This is a genomic window from Micromonospora sp. CA-248089 (assembly GCF_050948515.1).
Classification (GTDB): domain Bacteria; phylum Actinomycetota; class Actinomycetes; order Mycobacteriales; family Micromonosporaceae; genus Micromonospora.
In genome coordinates this window covers 1,863,326-1,884,967 of record NZ_CP192016.1, presented here as the reverse complement: position 1 = coordinate 1,884,967, position 21,642 = coordinate 1,863,326, and the positions used below count along the sequence as shown (strand labels likewise).

The 21,642-nt window shown below is 70.7% G+C and carries 16 protein-coding genes and 2 pseudogenes; 9 read left to right on the top strand and 9 right to left on the bottom strand.

Annotated elements, in window-relative coordinates; translation table 11 throughout:
• Positions 1-19: 19 nt before the first annotated feature.
• From ACQP26_RS09130 to ACQP26_RS09095, 8 genes are all read left to right on the top strand, one after another.
• A complete protein-coding gene (locus tag ACQP26_RS09130) occupies positions 20-691 on the top strand; it encodes a hypothetical protein (RefSeq protein ID WP_433495427.1) in 672 nt (223 codons plus the stop codon).
• Positions 692-768: 77 nt separating this feature from the next.
• Positions 769-1,866: a DUF4314 domain-containing protein gene (locus ACQP26_RS09125; RefSeq protein WP_433495426.1), complete on the top strand. Its 1,098-nt coding sequence runs from the start codon at positions 769-771 to the stop codon at positions 1,864-1,866.
• Positions 1,867-1,922: 56 nt separating this feature from the next.
• The gene (locus ACQP26_RS09120; protein ID WP_433495425.1) at positions 1,923-2,414 is read left to right on the top strand and encodes a hypothetical protein; all 492 of its coding nucleotides are present in this window, start codon (positions 1,923-1,925) and stop codon (positions 2,412-2,414) included.
• A gap of 340 nt (positions 2,415-2,754) precedes the next feature.
• The gene (locus ACQP26_RS09115; RefSeq protein ID WP_433495424.1) at positions 2,755-3,927 is read left to right on the top strand and encodes an AAA family ATPase; all 1,173 of its coding nucleotides are present in this window, start codon (positions 2,755-2,757) and stop codon (positions 3,925-3,927) included.
• Positions 3,928-3,957: 30 nt separating this feature from the next.
• Positions 3,958-5,595, top strand: coding sequence for a VWA domain-containing protein (locus ACQP26_RS09110; protein ID WP_433495423.1), 1,638 nt, complete (start codon positions 3,958-3,960; stop codon positions 5,593-5,595).
• A gap of 293 nt (positions 5,596-5,888) precedes the next feature.
• Positions 5,889-6,500: a hypothetical protein gene (locus ACQP26_RS09105; RefSeq protein WP_433495422.1), complete on the top strand. Its 612-nt coding sequence runs from the start codon at positions 5,889-5,891 to the stop codon at positions 6,498-6,500.
• 41 nt (positions 6,501-6,541) lie between these two features.
• Complete coding sequence (locus ACQP26_RS09100; protein ID WP_433495421.1) at positions 6,542-7,687, top strand: hypothetical protein; 1,146 nt, start codon at positions 6,542-6,544, stop codon at positions 7,685-7,687.
• Entirely contained in the window at positions 7,570-7,992 is a 423-nt protein-coding gene (locus ACQP26_RS09095) for a DUF4262 domain-containing protein (protein ID WP_433496112.1), read from the top strand. The genes ACQP26_RS09100 and ACQP26_RS09095 overlap by 118 nt, the downstream gene beginning before the upstream one ends.
• A gap of 342 nt (positions 7,993-8,334) precedes the next feature.
• Here the strand turns inward: ACQP26_RS09095 and ACQP26_RS09090 are convergent, their stop codons facing one another.
• The 7 genes and pseudogenes from ACQP26_RS09090 to ACQP26_RS09060 form a co-directional block, all read right to left on the bottom strand.
• On the bottom strand, positions 8,335-9,084 hold the full coding sequence (locus ACQP26_RS09090; RefSeq protein ID WP_433495420.1) for a hypothetical protein: 750 nt from the start codon (positions 9,082-9,084) through the stop codon (positions 8,335-8,337).
• Between the two features lie 155 nt (positions 9,085-9,239).
• The gene (locus ACQP26_RS09085; protein WP_433495419.1) at positions 9,240-10,277 is read right to left on the bottom strand and encodes a DUF2637 domain-containing protein; all 1,038 of its coding nucleotides are present in this window, start codon (positions 10,275-10,277) and stop codon (positions 9,240-9,242) included.
• Positions 10,274-13,327 (bottom strand): BTAD domain-containing putative transcriptional regulator, encoded by a 3,054-nt coding sequence (locus tag ACQP26_RS09080; protein ID WP_433495418.1) that lies wholly within the window; start codon positions 13,325-13,327, stop codon positions 10,274-10,276. The genes ACQP26_RS09085 and ACQP26_RS09080 overlap by 4 nt, the downstream gene beginning before the upstream one ends.
• 355 nt (positions 13,328-13,682) lie before the next feature.
• Positions 13,683-13,889 (bottom strand): annotated as a pseudogene (locus tag ACQP26_RS09075) (IS5 family transposase); the annotation flags it as partial.
• An 18-nt stretch (positions 13,890-13,907) separates the two neighbouring features.
• Positions 13,908-14,573: a hypothetical protein gene (locus ACQP26_RS09070; protein WP_356981672.1), complete on the bottom strand. Its 666-nt coding sequence runs from the start codon at positions 14,571-14,573 to the stop codon at positions 13,908-13,910.
• Positions 14,574-14,599: 26 nt separating this feature from the next.
• The gene (locus tag ACQP26_RS09065) at positions 14,600-15,799 is read right to left on the bottom strand and encodes a hypothetical protein (protein ID WP_356981673.1); all 1,200 of its coding nucleotides are present in this window, start codon (positions 15,797-15,799) and stop codon (positions 14,600-14,602) included.
• Between the two features lie 126 nt (positions 15,800-15,925).
• A complete protein-coding gene (locus tag ACQP26_RS09060) occupies positions 15,926-16,648 on the bottom strand; it encodes a hypothetical protein (RefSeq protein WP_356981674.1) in 723 nt (240 codons plus the stop codon).
• Between the two features lie 499 nt (positions 16,649-17,147).
• Between ACQP26_RS09060 and ACQP26_RS09055 the strand changes: the two are divergent.
• Positions 17,148-17,508 (top strand): annotated as a pseudogene (locus tag ACQP26_RS09055) (GmrSD restriction endonuclease domain-containing protein); the annotation flags it as partial.
• Positions 17,509-17,784: 276 nt separating this feature from the next.
• On the opposite strand, the gene ACQP26_RS09050 reads toward ACQP26_RS09055, so the two are convergent.
• Positions 17,785-19,749 (bottom strand): hypothetical protein, encoded by a 1,965-nt coding sequence (locus ACQP26_RS09050; protein WP_433495417.1) that lies wholly within the window; start codon positions 19,747-19,749, stop codon positions 17,785-17,787.
• 46 nt (positions 19,750-19,795) lie between these two features.
• Positions 19,796-21,640 carry an Hsp70 family protein gene (locus tag ACQP26_RS09045; RefSeq protein ID WP_433495416.1) on the bottom strand — a complete coding sequence of 615 codons (1,845 nt, stop codon included), beginning with the start codon at positions 21,638-21,640 and terminating at the stop codon, positions 19,796-19,798.
• Positions 21,641-21,642: the final 2 nt, after the last annotated feature.

The window sequence follows — 21,642 nt, the reverse complement described above, 5'->3', positions numbered from 1 at the left end:
CTCTGAGGAGGAATAGCCCGTGAGTACACCCACGCTCATCGGTGTCGCCGCGTTCCGCGGCAGCTACACCGCCCGCTTGATCCAGTTCGGTGAGAGTCCGGAGGTTCTGGTTCCGCTGTTGCGCCGGATCTGGACCGACACGTTCGGCCGTGACACCGGCGCCATGGCCGCCGCGCTGCTGGCCCACGACTGGTGGTCCCTCGCCGTCAACCCCAAGCCCCGGCGCTGGGACCGGCAGCCGCCCGTGCCCGGGCTGGGCTACCCGGTCGTCACCGAGGACGCCACCGTTCGGCGGGGCGCGCTGCGCGAGGACGTCGGCGGGGCCCTGGAGTGGCTGTATCTGCTGCACCTCGACCAGCGGCGGCTGGTGGTGTACGAGGCGACGGTCCACGGCCGTTGGCTGCGGCCAGCGCGCACCACCTTGACCCGGTCGAGGACCTGTTCGTCATCGCGCCCGCCGACGGCGGGGGGCGGTCCGGAGATGACGGTGTGCACCGTCTGCGGCGCGGTCGACGAGATCGACCACGTCGAGGTGCCGTCGATGGCCGGCTACGGCTACGACACCGTCACCAGTTGCGCCCGCTGCGGTTCCTCGGTCGCCAGCGACCCGATGTTCGGCGATCACGTCACCCGCAAGCCCTGGCCACCGCAGAACCCCACCACGGGCGACACGGCGGGCGAGACCCGATGAGCACCGACCGCCCGCCGTCAGCGGCCACCGATGACGGCGGCCCTTCCACCGGCCCCGTCGACCGATCGGCAACTGCCATGACCAGCTACGAGGCCGGGCAGCGTGTCGCCCTGGTCCACACCTACGACCCGCACACCCGGCTGCGGCCCGGTGACACCGGGACTGTCCGCCGCCACGACCAGCGGCAGAACCTCGTGGAGGTCATCTGGGACAGCGGCTCGACGCTGGCGATGTGCCTCGACGCCGGCGATCGCATCGCACCGGCCACCACCACCCCGCCGCCGACCGGTGACCCGGTCGCCGTAGCCACCGGATGGGCCGCCGCGCTGCAACGGATGCGCGCCGCCGGCGCCGAGGCCGGACGCACCGCCGCCGAGTGGTGGGCGCAGGACACCATCGGTGCCCGGGTCGGCGGTGATGCCCGCCTGGCCGCGCGCCGGATCCTGGTCGGCATCGACGACGGCGATCCTGCCGTCCTCGACGCTCTGCCCCGCTTCTCCTCGGTCGGAGAGTCGGTGGACATCGCCGGGTGGGGGCTGTTTGCCGACGCCACCGGCGACAGCGCGGGCTGGTTCGGGCTGCGCATCCCGCAGCGCGACGAGGCGATGGCCGTCTACCGCGACGCCTACGACATCGCCGTCACCGACCGCGTCGCGGAACTGTGTCATCTCGCGGCCAGCCCCACCGGCACGGATGTGTCCCACCTGCACCCCGACCGGGTCCGGATCGGCGGTGTCGGTGTGTTCGCCGGCGACTGGGCGCGCACCACCGGCCCCGACGGCGACGACCGGGTCGAGGTCGGGTTCGTCGGCACCCTGATCGATTACTGGAACGGGTGGGCGGTGTTCGCCTGCACCCGCGACGTGGCGGAGGCGATCGTCGCCGACCAGCAGCGCCACCGCGACCGGTATCGCGACAGGCTGCGTGAGCAGGGTGTGCCGGCCGGCGACCTGGACCGGCGGGTCGACGAAGCGTTGGCCGGTCTGTCCTTCGACGGCGACGTCCTCGTCGCCGACCAGCGTGCCCTGTCCGGCGACCCGGACGCCATCGATCGCATCTTCGCGGACGGGGACGGCCGGTACGTGGTGATGGGCCGCAGCTGGTGCTGGGAGGCCGTCGATCCGTACGTCTGCGACCGGATCGTCGGCGACCTGCCCGACACCGACAACGCATAGGCCGGCATGCCCACCGATGCCCTACCTCGACGGGTGGGCCGACAGGAAGGAAACCAGTGACCATCCGTACCCAAGAGGAGATCGTCACCCGGGTCTGGGCTCTGCGGGCCAACCGCGGGGACATCTTCGGCTTCCGGGAGGAGGTGCTCGTGGAGGCACTCGACCTGGACCACGCCCGCCAGGTCATCGCCCCTCGTCAGCCGGGCGAGTGGACCCGGCGGGTCGACCACGAGACCCATGCCCGGGACTACCTGCGATTGGCTATCGGGAAGATCCGCGACCACCGCGGCAGCTCGGCGAGCCGGTCGGTGGACAAGCTGAGTGAACTCGCCTGGCTCCTCGGCCGCGACGACGTCGTGGCGGCGATGGAGCACGCCGGCTACCCGATGTACGGGGCGCCCAAGGTCACGGCGTTCGCCGGCGGGTTCGGCTGGCCGTTCCACGATGATCTCGACGGGGGCGACGGGGGCGACGGGCTGGCTCTGGCCCGGATGGCGGAGGGACAGCAGTGCGATCCGCAGGGCTGCGAACGGGGCTGCGCCGACTGACCACGACCCCGCCGCCAGCACCACCTCCCGCTGCCACGGTGCACACGTAGTCAGCCGGCGCTCCCGCACCCGCGCACACATTCGACTTGATCGATTGGCCTGGCGGAGGTTCCATCGTCGGCGCCGACACCGCCCGCGCGGCCTCGACACCGACCAGCACGTACCAGCGGCGACCTGACGTGTCGCCGTAACCCTTCAGCACCAGGGGTGTGGTCGCCGACCTGCCCGGCCCCGATGAGGGCCGGCAGGGGTTGACCCCACTCGTCTCCGCTGTGCGGTACCCACCGCCCGCGCACCCGGAGACGGGTGCGCGGGACCTACCCCGAATCGAGGCAATCCCATGACCACACCACACCCGCCTGTCCCGCCGGCCGGTTCACCGCAAAACGACCCGGCCCCGACCAGCAGCGCCGCCACTCCCCCCACCGGGGCGGGCTCCGGCCGGTCCGGCTACCTCTACCGCAAGGTCGCCCTGCATCTGGCCGATCACCCCGACCAGGTTCTCAAGGTCGGTGAGATCACCCGGGCGATCGGCGCGCCGTCGTCCGGGGCGGTGTTCGAGGCGCTGAAGAAGATGGCCGCCGCCGGGCACGCCACCCACCACCGCGACCCGCACCACCGGTTCCAGATCACTCAGGACGGCATCGACGCCGCCGGCGCCCTCCCGTCCGCCGCGCCCCGCACCCGCTCCAGCGGCAGCGCTGGTGGCCGGCAGTCCCGGCCCGCGCCGGTGCCGCGACCGAACGGGACGCTGTACCACCCGCGGCGGCTCGGCAAAGGCTGGGACGTCGAGGAACTGCGGCGGCTGCGCGCCCAGCAGGTGCCGGTGCTGCTGTACGGGCCGCCCGGTACCGGGAAGACCGCGATGGTTGAGGCGGCGTTTCCCGATCTGCTGACCGTCGCCGGTACTGGCGACACCGTCGTCGACGACTTCCTGGGCTCCTACAACCCGATCCCCGGCGGCGGCTACGAGTTCGTCCACGGACCTTTGGTCATGGCGATGCGGGAGGGACGGGTGCTGCTGGTCGACGACGCCACCCTCATCCCGCCCCGCGTCCTGGCCGTGCTGTATCCGGCCATGGACGGCCGCGGCATCGTCACCATCCCCGCGCACGGCAACGAAACCGTGCAGGCCGTTGACGGGTTCTACATCGTCGCCGGTCACAACCCGGGCGTGCACGGCGCGGTCCTCACTGAGGCCCTGGCCTCCCGGTTCACCGTTCACCTGCACGTCACCACCGACTGGGACCTCGCCCGCCAGCTCGGCGTCCCCAGGCCGGTCGTGGCCGCGGCGATGGACCTCAACGCCGACCTCGCCGCCGGCAAGACCGTGTGGGCGCCGCAGCTGCGTGAACTGCTCGGCTTCGTCACAGTCCGCGACCAGTTGGGTATGAGCGCCGCCCTGGCGAACCTGGCCGGCATCGCCCCGGAGGACGCCCGCGACGACGTCACCGCCGCCCTGGCCCGGCACACCGGCACGCCCATCACCGCGCTTGCCCTCGGCAAGCGCTAACCGCCCCCTTTTCTGGAAGGAGCCCTTTTCGTGTCCCACCCGCACACTCACCTGCGCCCCGGCACACCGCCGCCGCCGGCCGGTGCCGCCGATTGGCGGGCCTGGTCGCAGGCGTGGACCCAGCATGTTCCGCTGTTGACCGGCCGTACCGACCTCACCGTCCTCGTCGCTCCCGGCGCCGCCGGGGACGCGCCCGAATGCTTCTACCCCGACCTGAACCGGATCGAGGTCGACGCCACCTACATCGCCGACAGCCCTGATGTCACCGACCCGGTCAAGGCCCGGCACAAGCGGCTCGTGCCCACCGGCTACGGGCTGCTCGTGCACGGCGCCGCGCATGCCGCGCACAGCCGCTGGACCGCCCCGCCCGGCACCCCGCCGATCCTCGCCACCGTGGCGGACCTGCTGGAGGAATCCCGGGCCGAAGGACGCCAACGCGCTCGCCGCCGCGGCGACCGCCGGTGGCTGCGCCACGTCGTGACAACCCTCCTCGACCCGAACGGCGCGGCCGTCGACGACGCGTGGCACGCCGGACAGCTCGCCGCGCTGCTCCTGGCCCGCGTCGACGCCCGCATCGTCACCAGCAAGGACGTTCGTCCCGTTCGGGCCGCGGTCACCGGCGTCCTTGGACGCAAGCGCCTGCGGCAGCTGCGGGACATCTGGCGGGAGGCCCACACCTGCGACGACACCGATGCCGACACCATGATCTGCCTGGCCCGCCGGTGGTGTCAGGTCCTCAGCATCGACCCCAACCAGCAGTACGACACCCCCGTACCGGACGCCGGCCTGTTCCCCGGCCGCCTCGCCGCGGCCCTCGTCGACTACCTCGCCGTCGCCGCCGGCGTCACCCCGGCCGAGTACGCGACGGCGCTGCTCGCCCACCGGCACAGCCCACCAACAGCGTGGAACCGCACCGACCCGACCGAGCAGGAACACCGCGCGGCCCGCGACCTCGCCAACCAGCTGCGGCAGGCCCGCACCCGCCACCCCGAACCCGGCCGGCGCCCCTCGCCGATCCCACCCGGTCGGCTCCGGACCCGCCACGCCATCACCGCCGACGCGCAAACCGCCGCCGGACAAATGCCGACCGCCGCCCCGTGGCAGCAACGCGCCCAACTGCCGCCCGAGAAACCCCGCCTCCACCTGGCGATCCTGGTCGACCTGTCCGGGTCGATGGCCCGCTACACGCAGGCGATGTCGTCGGCAGCGTGGATCTTCGCCAACGCGGCACGCCGCGCCGACGCGACAACCACCACCATCGGGTTCGGCGACCGCACCACCATCCTGGTACCCCCACGCACCTACCCCAGGCAGGTGATGCACATGCGCACCGGCCTCGCCACCACCACCTTCCCGGAAGCGGTCAAGGTCGCCGACCAACTCCTCGACCTGCGCCACGGCCGCACCCTGCGGATGCTCGCCGTCGTCTCCGACGGCTACCTCGACGACATCCCCGCCGGCCAACAACTCGTCACCACCCTGCACCGCGCCGGCTGCGCCGTGCTGTGGCTACACCCCGCCGACCCGCCCACCGACGGCGAACCAGCCGACCCGGACCAGATCTGGGGGCACACCTTCACCCACGCCACCACCCTGACCGTCACCGACCCGGCCGAGGCCATCGCGGCGATCGCCGACGCCGCCGTCACCGCCCTCACCCAGGCCTAAACCCCAGCCGAGCGGGCCCCGAGCCGGCAGCCGACCAGTCCCACCCCGCGCCGCGGCGCTGCCTGGCCGCTGCCCGGGCGGCGCCGCGCACCGCGACCCCGCGACATACCGGGCCTGGAACGCGGGGCTGCCAGGCGGCCCTACTCCCATCTCGCGGAGGGCCCATGCCGAACGGCATCGCTGCCGACCCCGGCGACTTGACCATCCCGCGCCATCGAAGCGTGCATGCATCGCGCCCCGACCGATCCAGATCCCGGGGCGCGGCTACGACGCTGCCCGACAAGGAGTTCCTCATGCGTTACGGCACCGACGACGAACACCCCTTCGACACCGACAACCGCGCCTGGCGGCGCCTGCACGACGTCACCAGCGAACACTTCGACGCCATCACCTGGAACCGGGACCCGGACGGACGGCCGGTCCTCCTCACCCTGCGCGACATGCGCACCGGCGACACCGTCACCCTCGCCGTCCTCGACTCCCTGGAGATCCGCGACCCGCACGCGCTGCTCGCCGTCCACGCGAGCGGCGATCTCGACGCTCACGGCCCCACCAGCGGCGCCGACGCAGCCCACTCCCACGCCGCCACGCTCGCGCTCGACAGCACCACGCTCGCCGTGACCAGGCCCGTGCCGCTGCACGACCCCGCCGTCACGGATCTCCCCGCCACCGGGTGGGTCGACCTCCCGGCCGACCTCGCCCACGTTCTGCGGCCGGCGCTCGACGACGCCCGCACTGCCGTTCTCGTGCTGCTCGACCGCACCGACGGCAGGCTCGCCGCCGTCGGCCCGTTCCCCACCCACGCCGCCGCCGACACGTGGCAACCCGCCGACCGGCCCGGCCGCACCGCCGACCGGCTCACCGTGCCCCTGCACCCGATCCTCAGCGAGCAGGCCCAGCCGTGACCACCACCCGACTACCGGCACAGCCCGCCTCATCCCCTGTCGTGGCCATCGACGTCGACGGCGTCCTCAACCCCGCCGACCCCGGCCGCGCCGAGACACTCGGCTACCGGCCGCACCGCTACGACGGGCCCGCCCCCGACGGCCGGCACGTCACCGGCACCGTCTGGCTGAACCCCGACCACGGGCCCTGGCTGCGGGAACTCGCCGAGCACGCTCAACCGGTGTGGTGCACCAGCTGGAACCACCTCGCCGCCGCATGGATCGCGCCACGGCTGGGCCTGCCGACCACCTGGCCGCACGTCCCCGTTCACGCCGGCGGGGTCCGCTTCGGCCACCAGAACAAACTCAGCCCCCTGTACGGCTGGGTCGCGCGGCGGCCACTCGCCGTCCTCGACGACGAGTTCGGCGGCAAGGACCCCACCACCGCCGACCAGCGCACCGCCGACGGCGCACCCACCCTGCTTCACCCGGTCGACCCGTACGACGGGCTGCGCCGCGCGGACATCGACACGGTGCTGACCTGGCTGCGCCGGCTCAAAACCACGCCGCACCAGCACCACGGAACTCCGATCACCCGGACTCACGGGTCCCGCATCCCGCGCCAAGCGGGCCCGTGCCGCAACGACAAGGAGCTGACGATGAACAACACGTTCGACGACGCCGACGAACCGGACGTCGACCGGCCACCCCGACTCAGCGTCGGCGACCCGGAACTGCGCAAGACCCGCCGGCTCGCCCGCGAGTGCGCCACCTGCATCTTCAAGCCCGGCAACCCGATGCACCTCACCCCCGGCCGGCTCCAGCAGATGGTCAGCCAGGCGCGCGGCGACGCGGGATACATCATCTGCCACTCGACGCTGCCCTACGCCGGCAGCCCGGTCCCGCCCGCGCTCTGCCGCGGCTTCGCCGACCGCTACCGCACCTGGCAACTCCAGGTCATGGAACACCTCTGGGGCTTCGTCGACGTCGAGCCACCCCACCCAGACACGGACCCCGCCCCCCAGCGCCGAATTCCCAGGAGACACCGACAATGCGTGACATCGACGAGCTCCTCCGGCGTCAAGAGCGGATCATCGACACCATCGGGTGGGCCGTCACGTACGTCCTGCCCACCGACGACGGCACCGTCCCCACCGCCCCATTCGCCTACACCGTCGGGCTCACCGCCCACGGCCACCCCGAACTGATCACCGCCGGGCTGCCACCCGAGGTCGCCCACAGTCTGCTCAACGACCTGGCTCGCCGGGTCTACGACACCGCCGAACGGTTCACTCACGGACAACGCCTCAGCGACGTCATCGCCGGCTACGACGCGATCATCATCGACGGGCCGCCGACGGATGAACTGTTGCCCGGGTTGGCGATCAGCCGCTACGGCCGCGACCAGGTCCGCCTCCAGCAGATGGTGTGGCCGGACCAGCAGGGCCGATTCCCCTGGGACGACGGGTACCGCTTCGCCCCGCGGACACAGCCGCTGATCGGCCGGCTGTAGCCGGACACCCGACCGCCGTCGTCCGCGATCGGCGCCGCCGTCGTGGTCAGCCAACCATTTGAGTCTCTGCGGCCCAGCGCGTGATCGGCGAGCTCGTCGTGCACCCGCTGGGCGGCTTCGTCTGTAGATGCCCGTCGTTTCGGGCATCGGCGGCGCTCGGTCTCCGCCTGCGACAGAAACAGCCGGTCCAGGTACGTGGTGAGAACCGCGTAGGCGTAGGAGAGGGTGCCGTAGCCGAACCCTGGGGTGACCTGGACACCCGCTATGCCTAGCGCGCCAGCATCTACCGCGCCTGTCAGGTTCTCATCGCCGCCATCATGTGGCTACGGTGATCGACAGAATCTAGCCGGACCATCTGGCGGTAATGGCCTCTTCAACGCCGAAGCGCTCGCCGCAGGCCGGACAGTCCGCTCGGCCAAACACGTAGGTCAGCTTCTCGGCGATGTCAGGGTGGTGGTCGGCGATCGCGCGAGCGTGCAGGCGTTTTCCGACACCCGTCAAGTCAGCAGGGTCAGCGGGCAGCAGTGGCAGCCGCTTGGAGCCGGAGTCGTTCATGTACATGCTGTCCAGCGTGGTAAACGTTCCGTACTGGCCGAACGCGACGAAGATCTCTTCATCGCATTGCGGGCACGCCACCTCGTATTCCTCGTTGTTGAGCCCGTCGAGGTGTCTGCCCCAGACCTCGACACCCTCGAACGCTAGCAGCGCCTGCAACATATAGACGTAGGTGCTGGGGTCGTCATCGGGACCGGCACTTCGGAGCGCTTCCTCGGTCAGCGCTCTCAGTCGAGCGATTTCGTACGGATAAGTAACGTGCGGGTCGAGATCCCCGTAGGGCTGATCCACGCTGGACACGATGTCAGCCGCCAGCGCCAGCGGCATCGTCCGCTGCGCGGGCGACCAGCGGCCCGCGATCTCCGTCAGGACTGACAATGCCGGGAAGCTTGCCGGGTACACCGTGCCCTGATGGCACAGCCGGGACCACAGTTCGCCCCAGACCGGGCTGCGCGGGTCCGGTTCAGCCCTCGCCAACAGACCCGGGACGTCATCTGCCACGCCGTAGGCATGCCTGAGCTGGGACCAGTCCGTCATGCCGGTGATCTAAGCAAGTCCCCACCGCGCCCGCACCACCAGAACCTGCCTGACTCCCCATGACAAGATCGACAGGATTTGGCCTGGGCTCACTGCGCACACCTTCTACAGGCCCGTCGGCACCTCCTCAAGGAGGGGACAGACACCAAGAGTCTCTACAAGATCGAAGGCGGGTCAGGGTTAGGAGGCCCGGGGACGGTCGGTTGCGGGCCGTCGTGCTGGGCGTTGGCCCGCTGCAGTTTGGCCGGCGGCCAGTACCGGCGCACGGTGCGCTCGGATCTGCCGATCCGCTCGGCGATCTGGGCGGGATGCATCGACGGGTCCCGCTGGTACCAGTACGCGACGGCCGCCGGAGTGGCCGCGGCGACCTGGGCGGCGTTTCCGTGGTCGGAGGGGATCGTTGCTGGGGTCTTCGCGTCGTGGGTTGGCGTCCCGCCGGCGCGATCGCCAGCAGGACGGGACGGCTCGGAATCGCCACGGACGTCGTCGCGGTAGGGCTGAGCCGGGCGGTCTGGTGACCCGTCGCCTTGCGTGCTCGCGGCCTGTCCTCGTGATGGAACCGGGGTAGACACGGCGCCCGGCGACGCAGAGGTGGCCATTGGTTTGGTCTCGGTGACCGTTTCGGCGAGGCGGGGCATTCGCCGCCTGGTGGTCCGGTCGGCGCCGGCCCTCATGGCGTGGTGTCCTAGCCGCTCCTGAGGGGCCGCTGGTTGCTGCGTGGGCGTGGGCCGGCCGGTGCCGGCGCGGATCCTTCCGGTGATCTCCACGAGGCTGATGCTGGCCACGACGACAAGGCCGTCCACGGAGATCGGCAGCAGGTAGGACGCGCCGGCGTCGATTTCGCCGTAGCGGGCAGCGACACCGACCATGTGCCAGTAGCTGACCCAGCCGGCGATGCCGGCGATCGCGGCGGTGGCCAGCAGCCGCAGGGCGGCCAGGGACCTGCGGTGGCTGGGCACCCTGGAGATCAGTTCCACAGTGAGCAGCAGCGCCAGCGGCGGCCAGGCGGCGATCAGCTGGCTGATGAGGTTCGGTCGGGCGTGCAGCACGTTCGCCGCGATCGACGCGGCGACGCCGAGGGTGAGCACGGCACGCACCGCCCACCGCAGCGGCCGTAGACCGACCAGCTGGTCCCGGCTGGCCGCGTTCGGAGGTTCAAGGTGCGAGGACGGCGAGGTGGAGATGCCGGTCATGCAGTCGCTCCGTCCTCGTCGCGGGAGTGAGGCTGCGCCTGCGGTCGGGGGCGGGGGCGCTGCTGGGCGGCGATGAGCTCGTTGGCGAGAGCGAGGGTGTCTTCGTGTGGTTCGGCGTCGATCTCTGCGAGAGCCCGCGTCAGTGCTCGGCGCAGGGAGCGGATCGCGTCTGTCTGGCCGAGGGCGGCGCGGGCGCGCATGGCGTGCTGGTAGAGCTCCTCGGCGTAGGGGCTGTGGCGGATCGCCTCGTCGAGCACAGTCAACTGGTGGGCGGGACGGTCGGCGAGGGCGTCGGCGAGCGCGAGGTAGGTGTCGAGGGCTTGCTGCCGGACGGCCTCGCGGTAGGGCTCGATCCACTCGTAGTCGACGCCGTCGGCGAGGTACCCGCGGTAGATGTCGACGGCGCGCCGTAACGCGGCGACCCGCGCTTGCGGGTCGGTGGCGCGTTCGGCGTCGCGGATCGCCGCGCGCATCCGCCACAGGTCGACGTCAACGAGGGCGGGGTTAAGCGTGTAGCGGTTCTGAGGATGGGTGAGGTAGTCGCCAGGGCCTGCCGTGTGCCGCAGGACGGCGCGGAGGTTCGACACGTAGGTGTACAGCCGCCCCGGTGCCTTGCTGGTCGGGGCATCGGGCAGCAGGTCATCCAGAATGGCGTCCACGGTCGCTTCCCCGTCGTGGACCGCCAGGTACACGAGCACCTCGAGGGCCTTGGCGCGCAGCGGCGGCTGGGACGCGGCGTCGGTGATGCTGGGCGGGCCGAGCACCGATACCTGCACGCGGCTCGGCTGCTGCTGCTCGCCGTTCACGGCGGAAGGCACCGTTTCCGGTCCGGCGGAGAGTGGGGTGTCGTGACCACCGGCGTCGGCAACGGCGCGCGTAGCGGCGATCGGATGGGGCCGGGTGTCGATGGTGTCGGTCGACCCGGCCGATGCGTGGGGATGGGCGGCAACGGGGTTGTGGCCGGTGGCCTCGACGGGGCCGGGTGACGTGCTGGCAGTCGTCGGGAGGGACATTTCCGCTGGTCCCGGCGTCTCGGTCAGGGTGCCTCGGCCGACCTCGGCCGAGTTCGCGGTGGCCGGTTGCCGGTCGTCTGACGGGGGCGCGGCGTCGATGGGTGCCGGTGGTTGGCCGGTATGTGACTCGGCGAGCACGCGGAGCAGGGCGAGGGTGTCGGCCGAGGTGAGCACGGCCAGACGCTCCACTGGGGCGGGGCGATCGTTCCGGTCGGCAGGGCCGTCGGCGAGGGCTGTGGTGCCGTCAGCGGCGACGGCGACGGTGTCACCGTCGGGCCATGCGCCGAGCAGCACCCCGTGGATGTCCAGGCGTGTGCCTTGGGTGAGCAGCGCGGCGATGCGGGTGTCCTGCCGGGCTGCGGTGGCGTGGGTCAGCAGCAGCACAGGCGGCAGCGGCTCCCCCGCGGGATCGAGCGTCCGCAGGTCGGCCACCGTGTCAGCGCCGCGGGTGTCGACGACGCGGCTGCGGTGCAGGATCTGCGCTTCGATGAGGTCAAGTGCCTCCTCGGCGCTGGTGGTGACCGTCAGGCGCGGGGTGTGGGGCAGGGTCGCGGTGTCCGTGTCGAGGAGGGTCGTCGCGGTTGCCGCTGGCATCACCACCTGGGTCCGTTCGTGTGGGGCGTCGAGGCCGCCGGCGGCGAGCGCGGCGGTCAGGAAGCCGCGGGCAGCGGCGTCAGCGCCGGGACCGGTGAGCCCGAGGCCTGCGGACGGCCAGGTCTCGGCCAGCGGGTGCGCCAGGGACGGCACCGCCGGGCGCGGCACATGTGTCGGGTTGCCGTCGGTGTGGTCTTCGCCGTCGAGGGCCGCGTCCGGGCCGGTGTGCCCGCCGATGGGGTCTGGGGACGAGTGGAGGTCGTGCCGTTGGTGGCTGGTGGTGGCGGGTGTGGCGGTGCGTGGTGCGGCCCAGCGCCGCCGGCGGCGGATCTGCGTGACCACGGTCGGCATCGGGGTCGTGTCGGGGCCCTCGAGGTGGGTAGCGGTCGAGGGTGGGCGCGGGGTGTAGCGGCGACGCCGGTGCGCCCAGACCAGCGCGGCGGCTGCGGCGATCGCCGCAGCCAGGCCGACATCCACCCAGCTACCGCCCGGCACCTCGATGCCCGGAGACCGGTGAGGTGTGGGCAACGGATCGCCTGCCGGCGGCTGCGAGGCGCCGCGGGATGGCGGAGTCACACGGGCGGTGCCCGGCGCGCTCGCGGTGGCATCGGGGCCTGTGGGGGGTGGTTGGGTCGCAGGTGCTGTCGGGCCTGCCGTGGTGGTGGTCGTGGATGTCGGTGTTCCGCCCGAGGAGTCAGGGTTCGTCGGTGGCGCCGGGGCGTCCGGGCGTCCGGATTCGGTACGGGGCTGCTGATCGTGGCGCCGCGGCTGAGTCTGGTCGCCTCTGTGGTTGGCGTCGGCTGGTAGGCGGAGAACCCAGCCCGGGTAGATGAGATCAGGGTTACGCAGGGCGCCGCCGACGTGAGGGAAACGGGCGCCCCGGTTGAGGACGAAGATCTCCGGCCACCGGTCGGCGTCGCCGAGGGTGCGGGCAGCGATCCCGCACAGGCTGTCGCCACGGCGCACCGTGTAGGTGGACGGCGGCGCGGCCGGCTGATGGCTCGCAGTCGGGCGGTGTGAGGCGGGTGAGGCGGTCACCTGTCCGGCCGCGGCTGGTTCATCGGACGTGGTGGTCGCGGGAGTGGCGTGTGCGACAGCGCCCGTAGCGGTAGTGACGGCGGTCGCGCCGAGCAGCGCCGCAGTAAGGCCCTGGACCGGACCGGGAAGGCGTAGAACAGGTGCGCGGCCCAGCCGGCGGGCCAGCGACGCGCACGCATGGGTAAGGACGGCCGTGGCCAGCAGCAGCCAGAGCGTCACAGCCGCGGCTGCGGCGAGGACGGCGACGACGCCGCTGCTCATCGGGTCGGCTATCCACTGCCGCATGGTGGCCGGTGCCGGCAGGTGCGGCATCCAACCGCTGTGCAGCGCCGTGAAGACCATGATGGCGGCGGTGGACAGGACGCTGGTAGTGGCTGCGGCGGTGCGGGCTCCGGGGGATGTCACCTGCCCTCCTCCTGCTCGCCGCACATCCAGCAGGACTACTGGTTGGGGGCGATGCCGTGACGCTACGACCCCATCGCGGTGCGGCGTCCAGGTTGGCCGCTCACTGCACCTCACGGCGCCTTACACGACCTCACAACGGCAGGTCAACGAGGGATCCTAGGCCCATCAGCTGCAGCACCTACGCGATAGCTCGTCGAGCTTGTCAGGCGCTGTGGTACCGGGGCGCGGCCCTGCATGGGTGGCAGCATGACATCGATGTGAGGGACCCGCCGCCAGGCAGCCCCATACGCGACGCGCCCAACCGATAGAGCCGAGGATTCGCCCGTTACCGCACACTCCTGTCCGATGAGTGTGCACGCGGACGGCCGACACCGAGACGGGGCACGCGGATGCCGGCCAGCACGGCGGCGAACTGCGGACTGTCGCTGCGGTGCCCAGTGGTCAGCAGCATCGACAGCGGCTTGCCGCCCTGCTCGCAGCCCAGGTGCAGCTCGATGGTCCACCCGCCGCGGGACCGCCCGAGCGCATGGTCGGCTGGCTCTGTCACGACCCCACCGGGCGGCGGCCAAGCCTGTCCCGCTCAGCAGCGGAGCAGACCGAGTCCCCCGCGGTCCTCGGGACGGATGTATACCTCGGAGATGTATCCCTCCTTGCCGTTGGCCGTGCGGGCCTTGTACCAGAGGCGGGATGTCCAGAGCTTTGGGTTCTGGTCGTCGGCCTCGCTGCGGTCCTGGCCGTTGGTCATCTGGGGACCGAGCACGTAGCAGTTAGCGGTGATCTGCATGCCGGTAGTCAGTTCAGTTCCGGCAATCCGGCAGTCGTTCGGGCGGCACTCGGGCTGAGGTCGGGTCGACAGGAAGGCGGGTACGTCGTCTTCGCGCATGTCGGTCGGTCCGTTGGTGACTTCGTTCTGGACCTCGATGACCCGGCTCTCGGGCCGCGTGGCTAGGTATGCGATGGCTGCGGCCAGCAGCACCGCGGCGAGCACGACCAGACCTACGACGAGGCGTTTGGCCGTCACGCGGTCCAGCTTGTCACGCTGGAAAAGTTGGTCCGCAGCGACCGTCGCGGCGACGACGGCGAGCGCGATGGTCCCGGTCAACACCACGGCCGTCGCACCCGTCACGACCGCACCGACGAGCTGAGCCACCGCCGACAAGAACTGGAGGATGGCGACGGCGGCGATGGTCACCGGGCCATTGAAGAGCGAGCGAAAACCGGACTGAGCTTGTTGCGATCCGCTCACGCTCAAAGTGTTCCTCCCTTGTTAAATCAGCAGGACGGCAGGCCGAGACCACCGCGGTCCTCAGGGCGGATGTAAACCTCGGAGATCCAGCCCATCCGTCCGTCGGCCGTACGGGCGCGATACCAGAGGGTCGAGGTGACCAAGTCCGGGTTGGCGTCGTCGATTGGGTCGTAGCGCATTCCGTTCGTCATCTCCTGGCCGTTGGTCCAGCAGGTGGTGGTTACGCTGTCGCCGGTGCTCAGCCATGTGTCCGGGACCATGCAGCTGTTGAGCCGGCACTTCGGGGCGGTCTGCGTCGATAGGTATGCCTGCGTGGAGTCCTCGCGTAGACCTGTCGCGCCGTTCGTGACCTGGTTCTGTACCACGATCGTACGAGAAGGCGGCGGCGGAGTCTTGGTCTGCTGTGTCGGTGGAGTCTGCGCCTTCGTCGGTTCTTCGCTTCCGGCAGTCGGGGCCGGCGGCTTCGGCTTGCTCTTCGCCGGCGACTTAACCCAGCTTACGAATTCCGAGGAGTATGGGCCGACCTCGACCCAGTACCGGGTGCCCTCCCCACTGCGGCAGCTGCGGTCGCTGCTGGCGTTGCCATTCTGGTCCGCGCGAAGGTCGAACTCCCGGAACGGCGGGGTCTGCTCGGGCGGGATCTCCGGATCGGCGTCGTCGTAGCAGCCCACCCGGTAGGTGTGGTTCGGGGCGAGGCCGTGGAGCGTGATCGTGTAGTAGTAGCCGCCTTGGGCGGCCGCGTCACCTTGCGCAAGGGTCACCCGGCCGGGCTTGAACGGGTACTGGGCGACGATAGCCTCTGTGCATGCTGGCACCCGTCCTGGCTCCTGCACCAGCAGCCCGAAGACGAACCCCGAGACTCCCGGGTAGGGCCCCTCAACCGCGGTGACGTAGTACCAGCTCCGCGAGTCCCGGTCCGGGCGGTCGACATTCGCGTCCTCGGCGATGCAGCGGACGGTCACTCGCATCGGGCCGGGGAGCGAGAACAACAGGTTGTCGTTCTGGTCTTCGCGCCACCTACCCTCGGTCGGCGTGCTCCGGAAATTAATCTTCGGATCCGGATTGTCGGACCGCACGTGACTGACGCTCGCCAGCTCCCCCGGCGCTATCTGATCAATTGACGGGCTGGCTTCCGGTTTGTCAGGATCCCCGTCGTGCCAGGCGAAGACGGCAATAACCCCCGCCAGCACCACCGCTCCGACAAGCGATCCGAGAACCTTTCGCACAACGCCCTCCACTAGAGCCGCCGCCAGCCTCGGCCGAGTGTGACACGCGGCCGCTACTACTGCGAATGCACGGACAATTAAGATTCACGCTTGTCGGAATGACAGCTGTAGCGCCGCCGATCTCGATCACGAACAGTCGCGCAACTGGGGCGAGGTAAACTCGCCGTCGGGCCCAGTGATGGTGATCTGGCCGGAGATGCACTCTCCACGGTTCGCCTGCGCCATCAGCCCCCACAACAAGTTGCCCGGGCGTCCCTGCGCCTCGACTGGAAGGTCATTGTCTCGGCTCACGGAGAGCAGAACTCTGGTGGTGGAGCGGTCGGCGAAGTGGGCCGGGGGCTGGGGCCACACCGCTCGGATCCAGCCAGCTCTACAGCCGCGGGAGTACCACAGTTGGACAGTGCCACCATCAGGGTCACCGATTGGCGCGCTGCCCAGCTTCACCAGGCCGGAGGTGACGCAGCGGGTCACCTCCGGATCGGAGGTTTCGCAGCGGTTGAACTCGCTGTCCGGATCGCAGGTGGGTGCTGAGGCTACGACGGTGCCCTCGCACGAGGGGAGAGTCTCGGGGTTGCCGTTGGTGTGGCCGTCGAATACCCAGGACCCGTCGCTGAGGCGGATCCACGTGTTCGTGGTGCTCCAGTCGTACTGATCGCCCTGCAGCGTCTTCGTACGCCCCTGCTCGCCCGGCCCTGCGCAGGTCACGTCTAGTTCGCTGTGGTTGGCCAGGAAGGCGAATTGCTCGCTGGAGAAGTTCGGCTCCGCGCGGGTGTACGTGCCCGAGCCCTCAGGGTTGATGACCTGATACAGGTTGTATGGGACCGCCTGTGCCGAGGCCGACCCGGCCATGACTGGTACGAAAGCGGCGGCTATCGCGCCCAGTGCAAGGGCGGCGAATGGTCGACGAGGGTGCATGGATGCCTCCGCTTGTGAAAGCCTTCACGAGCACGTCGAAGTGACTGTGGCACCCCTTCTCTTAATTCGCAAATTGATCTCCGTGAAGACGAGAACCAATCACGTATGGTTGTCCAAAGAATCTTGACATGGGGGAAATGCTTCGCTCGTGAGCAGCAGGAATGCCGCGTCTATGGGGAAGCTTCGGGCTGACTGACTGGCGAGTAACAAAGCACTGGGTGCTTGTGACAAGCGTGACCGCTAGGCCGACGCGAAGTGTTACGTAACACCAACCTGCCGATGGAGATCTTTTCCGCCTCCACTACGGATGAATCTGTGCTTCCGTGACCGGAGATACCAACCTGTCGCACCATCAGATTCGTGTCAGCCACCGTGCCTCAGTCTCGACTGGACGCCGGCGGCGGTGCCACCCTCCTGCGCCCGCCACTGGCCCGCGGTGTCGGGCCGCTGGTACAGCCCGTACGACGGGGCGACCTGGACGGCTGCCTCCGACGTCGGCATCGACCACGTCGTGCCCCTGGCCGAGGCGTGGCGGTCCGGTGCCAGCAGCTGGACCACCAGCCGATGCCAGAGCTTCGCCAACGACCTCACCCACCCGCAGTTAATCGCTGTGTCACCGACAACGTCAACCAGACCAAGGCGAACAAGACCCGTCCACCTGGCAACCGCCGCCGTCGTCGTACCGGTGTACCTACAGCAAAATGTGGATCACGGTGAGGTACACCTGGGGGCTGAGCCTGCAGTCGGCCGAGAAGTCCGCCCTTCAGAATATGCTCAACACCTGCGCCTGCTGACCACGCCCGCGGCTGATCCAGCAGCTGTGCGCGACGTGACGCGGGCGGCCAGGCCCGGTGCGCGAGCGTGGCCGCCCCGTTGTCCCCGCACGTCCCCGGTCAGTCGAGATATCGGGGCGCGCGGCTCGCCCGTCTGTGACCGCTGGTCACGGTGGCGGTAGCACCTTGCCGTCGCGGGCCCACGTCTGGCTGCAGTCGAGCCAGACGACTGCAGGCCCGTCCTCGCCGTGCAACTGGCCCTTCCCATTGACACCGCGAACCTTCGTGGTCAAGGCACTAGCGAGCAGTGATCATGGGTTGGTCGAGGATGCCGGCGAGGCGCAGACGTTGCCGGTGTGTGTGGAGGAGATCGGCGGCTGCGGCGGAGTCGCCGACCGCGTTCAGTTGGTCGGCGGCGAGCTGGTGGAGCTGCTGGTTGTAGGGGTCGATGCGGATCGCCGCTTGAAGGAGCCTCAGGCGTTCGTGCGGGTCGGTTTGTGCTGCCGCGGCGGTGGTGTGGGCGTCGAGGACAAGGCGGCGTGTGGCTTCACGGGGTGGGTCGATCCATGGCCAGGTGTGGCCGGCGGCGAGGTCACCGGTGTAGGCGTCGATCACGGGCTGCCAGCTGCCGGGGGCGTCGGTGGTGGTGCTGTGGTGGGCAGCGGCTTGCAGTCGCCACAGGTCCACGTCGGTGCGTGGGTCGAGGTGGTAGCGATCCTCGGTGTGGACAACCACTTGATCAGCGCTGGTGGCGCGGATGGTCGAGCGTAGGTCGCTGAGGGTGGTGTAGAGACGGCCGGTGACGGTGTGGGCGGGTAGGCCGGGCCAGAGTGCGTGTACGAGTTGCGTGGTGGTGGCGCCGTCGGGGTGCACGGCGAGGAAGACGAGGATCTGCAGGGCGGCGCTGCGGCGAATGGTGACCGCTTTGCTCTCGATGAGCAACGCCGGGCGACCGAGTACGCGCAGCTGGACCGCGGCCTCTGCGGCCTCGCTGGGCTGCCGCGGTGTGGGCGGTGGGACTCGGGTGGCTTGGCGGGGGATCGTTGCCTGTGCCCGGTTGATCGGCCGTACCGGTTCGGATGCGGCGGTGTCGGGTGCTGCGGTGGTGGGTGCTGCGGTGGTGGGTTGGGCTAGGACGGCGAGCAGGTCCGTCGCGGCGGTGCCGTCGAGGACACACATCCGTGGTCGGGATTGCCCGGTCTGGTGGTCCACGGTGTGGCCGTGGCGGTCGACGCGCCAGGTGGGTAGTGGTGCTCCGGCGTCGAAGGTGACGAGACGGGCGCCCGGGAGGTTCGGCGGTGCCGCCGTCGCAGGATCGGCAGTCAACACGAGGCTGGGAATGCCGCTGTCGACTGTGGCCGACGTGCTGGACGCAGGTAGCAGGGCGGCGGCCCCATCGAGGGTGTCGATGACGTGCAGGCCCGGGATGGTGGCGGCGGTCTCGGCGACGCTGGGCAGGAGCCTGGTGAGGACGTTGCTGGTGACGATCACGGGGATCGTGTCGGTGGGGTCGCGCAGCGCGGTGAGGAGCCGGGTGATGAGTAGACCTCGGGCGGCGTGGTCGGCCCCGTCACCGGCGAGACGTATGCCGGCCGGGGGCAGCGGCGCCTGCATCGCGCCGGTGGTGGTGGCTGCTGGTGGCGGTGGTTGGTCGGCGATGGCTGCTTGGACGGCGGTGACTGTGGTGGGTAGGGGTGTCAGCTGGGTGGCGTCGGTGGCGGGTTGGCCGGGTTGGTGGGCGCGACGGCGGCGTAGCCACACCAGGGCGGCTGCGGCGGCGATGTGGTGGGCGGTGTCGTCGGGTAGCCAGCCGCCGGGCACGACCACCCCACCGCGCTCGGTCTGGGGCGTAGCGGAGGGGTGCTGGAGTTCATCGGCGGTGACTGGTGTCGGTGGGTTCGGCGGCTGGGTGGAGGGGGTGTGGGCGGTGGTGAGGGCGGCCGCGCCGGCGATGCTGGTGGCGGCGGCCTGCCATGGGGTGGGTAGCGGCAGGTGGCGTACCCATCGGGCGCCGGCGCGCAGTCGGCGGGCGGCCGTCACGGTGACGGTGTAGGCCATGCCCAGCCACAGCAGCCAGGCCACGGCGATGAGCCCTGTGGTGAGGGTTGCCGGGGTCAGCGGGTCAGTGAGCCAGTCGCGTAGCTGCGCGCTGGTCGGCCAGCCGGGCAGGTGGGCTCGGGTGAGGGTGGCCAGCAGCCACGGCGGTATCGCCAGGACGGCCAGGACGGCGGCAGCGCCTGCGAGTCGCCGGGCCCCTTTCACCGCGGCTCCTCCCCCACGTGGGTCGGGTGGTAACCGGTTGGTGGGGTCATTGCGGCGGCCGGTGGGGGTGGTGGGGGCGTAGGAGGTGGGTCCACATCTGGCGTAGCCACCAGGTGGTCACGGCGATGGCGTAGATGGCGCCGAGGATGCCGGAGGCGGGCCAGGAGACCAGGGCGGCGGTGATGACGGCGAGGGGTGCGCTGAGGATCAGGCGCAGGATCGGCTGGGACACGACGGCCATGACGGTGCCGATGCCCAGTAGCAGGCCTCCCACTCGGCCGGCGAGGTCGATCCAGAGGAGCAGGTGGGGCCACCGGTCGGCGGTCAGGCTGTACTGGATGAGCAGCATCCCGGCAGCGGCGGTGAGCACGGATCCGGTGGGGAAGGCGAGCAGTTTCGACCATCCGCCCGCGGGGGTGCGCCATTGCCGGGTGGCGATGAGGGCCATGACGGCGGCGGCGGTGATGGTCGGGGTGATGGGTAGCAGTGTCCAGCGCAGGAAGCCGTTGACGGGGTAGCCGACGTAGAGGCTGCCGACGACGGCGTACATGCCGCTGACGGCGACGCCGAGGGAGGCTGCGGCGAGGATGCCGGTGCCGGTATGGATGCCGGGGCTGGTCGGGGTAGTGGTGCGGTTGGCGATGGTGGAGGCGAGGACGGTGCCGGCGCTGAGGCAGGCGATGACGGCGAAGACGGCGGCCATTGTCAGCTCGCCCCAGTTGAGGACCGCTTCGCGGTACATGAGGGAGCCGCGCCACTGGGGTGTGAGCAGGAATTGGGAGACCAGGGCGAGGGAGGCGAAGCCGGGTAGGGCGATCGCGGCGGCGCGCCGTACCGGCGGTATCGGCTCGTCGGTCGTGGTGGGTTCGGTGGTGGTGTTGGTGGCGCCTGCGTCGGCGGCGCCTTGGGCGGCGGCCAGGGTGGGCTGGTCGACGAGGGTGGGGGTGATACCGGCGTCGGTGAGGGTCTGTGCCAGCAGGGGTAGGCGGGCGGTGCCGCCGACGCAGTAGACGCCGCTGAGGTCGCGGAGTGTGAGTTCCGCGGCGGTGATCGCTTCGGTGGTGAGGTGGGCGATGCGGTGCAGGACGGGCTGGGCGGCTTGGTCGAGCAGGCCGGTGTGGAGTACCACGGCCGGCCCGTCGGGTAGTGGCACGGTGACGGCCGGATGGTCGGTCAGGGCGTGTTTGCCGGCGCGGAGGCTGGCCGTCATGGCCCATCGTTGCCCTCCGGTGCCGGGTGGGTTGGTGGTGAGTGTGGTGGTGAGGGCGTCGTCGATGGCGGTGCCGCCGGCGGTCGGGTCGGCGAGGGTGGCGAGGACTTCGAAGCCTGCGGGGCCGCGGCGCAGGACGCTGACTTCGGCGGTGGCGCCGACGTCGCAGACGGCGATGTAGGCGCCGACGGGCAGCTGCAGGCCGGTGGCGAGCAGGTGCCCGGCGACGGCGATCGGTGCGTCGATCAACTGTGGTGGTGGGAGGCCGGCGCGGTGCGCGGCGTGGCGCATCCAGGTGCGTCGTCGCGGGCCCCAGCCTGCCGGGACGACGAGCCGCACGTCGTCGATGCCGGTGCCGGCGAGCTGTTGGGCTTGCTCGGCGACATGGCGCAGGGTCGCGGCGACCAGATCGATCGGGTCGACGTCGGTGTCGGCGACGGTGAGGCGCTGCTCGGAGGGTTGGCGGGGGTGCGGGATGAACCGGTGCGGTGTGACCGGCGCGGCCCGCCAGGCGTGGTGGCCGATCACGGTGGTGCCGTCCTCGCTGAGGAGGACGGCGCTGGGCAGGGCGGGTTCGCCGTCGAAGAGCAGCGGCGTCCAGGTGCCGTCCGGCCATGCCAGTACGGCGGTGGTGTCGGCGCTGCCGTAGTCGATCGCCAGCCGCACCTGCCCCGATCGCATGG

What these genes read in the sequence shown, in the direction of transcription:
- ACQP26_RS09125 (WP_433495426.1), top strand. Translation starts at nt 769, where the DNA reads ATGACCAGCTACGAGGCCGGGCAGCGTGTCGCCCTGGTCCACACCTAC.
- ACQP26_RS09115 (WP_433495424.1), top strand. Translation starts at nt 2,755, where the DNA reads ATGACCACACCACACCCGCCTGTCCCGCCGGCCGGTTCACCGCAAAAC.
- ACQP26_RS09105 (WP_433495422.1), top strand. Translation starts at nt 5,889, where the DNA reads ATGCGTTACGGCACCGACGACGAACACCCCTTCGACACCGACAACCGC.
- ACQP26_RS09090 (WP_433495420.1), bottom strand. Translation starts at nt 9,084, where the DNA reads ATGACGGACTGGTCCCAGCTCAGGCATGCCTACGGCGTGGCAGATGAC.
- ACQP26_RS09085 (WP_433495419.1), bottom strand. Translation starts at nt 10,277, where the DNA reads ATGACCGGCATCTCCACCTCGCCGTCCTCGCACCTTGAACCTCCGAAC.
- ACQP26_RS09060 (WP_356981674.1), bottom strand. Translation starts at nt 16,648, where the DNA reads ATGGCCGGGTCGGCCTCGGCACAGGCGGTCCCATACAACCTGTATCAG.
- ACQP26_RS09045 (WP_433495416.1), bottom strand. Translation starts at nt 21,640, where the DNA reads ATGCGATCGGGGCAGGTGCGGCTGGCGATCGACTACGGCAGCGCCGAC.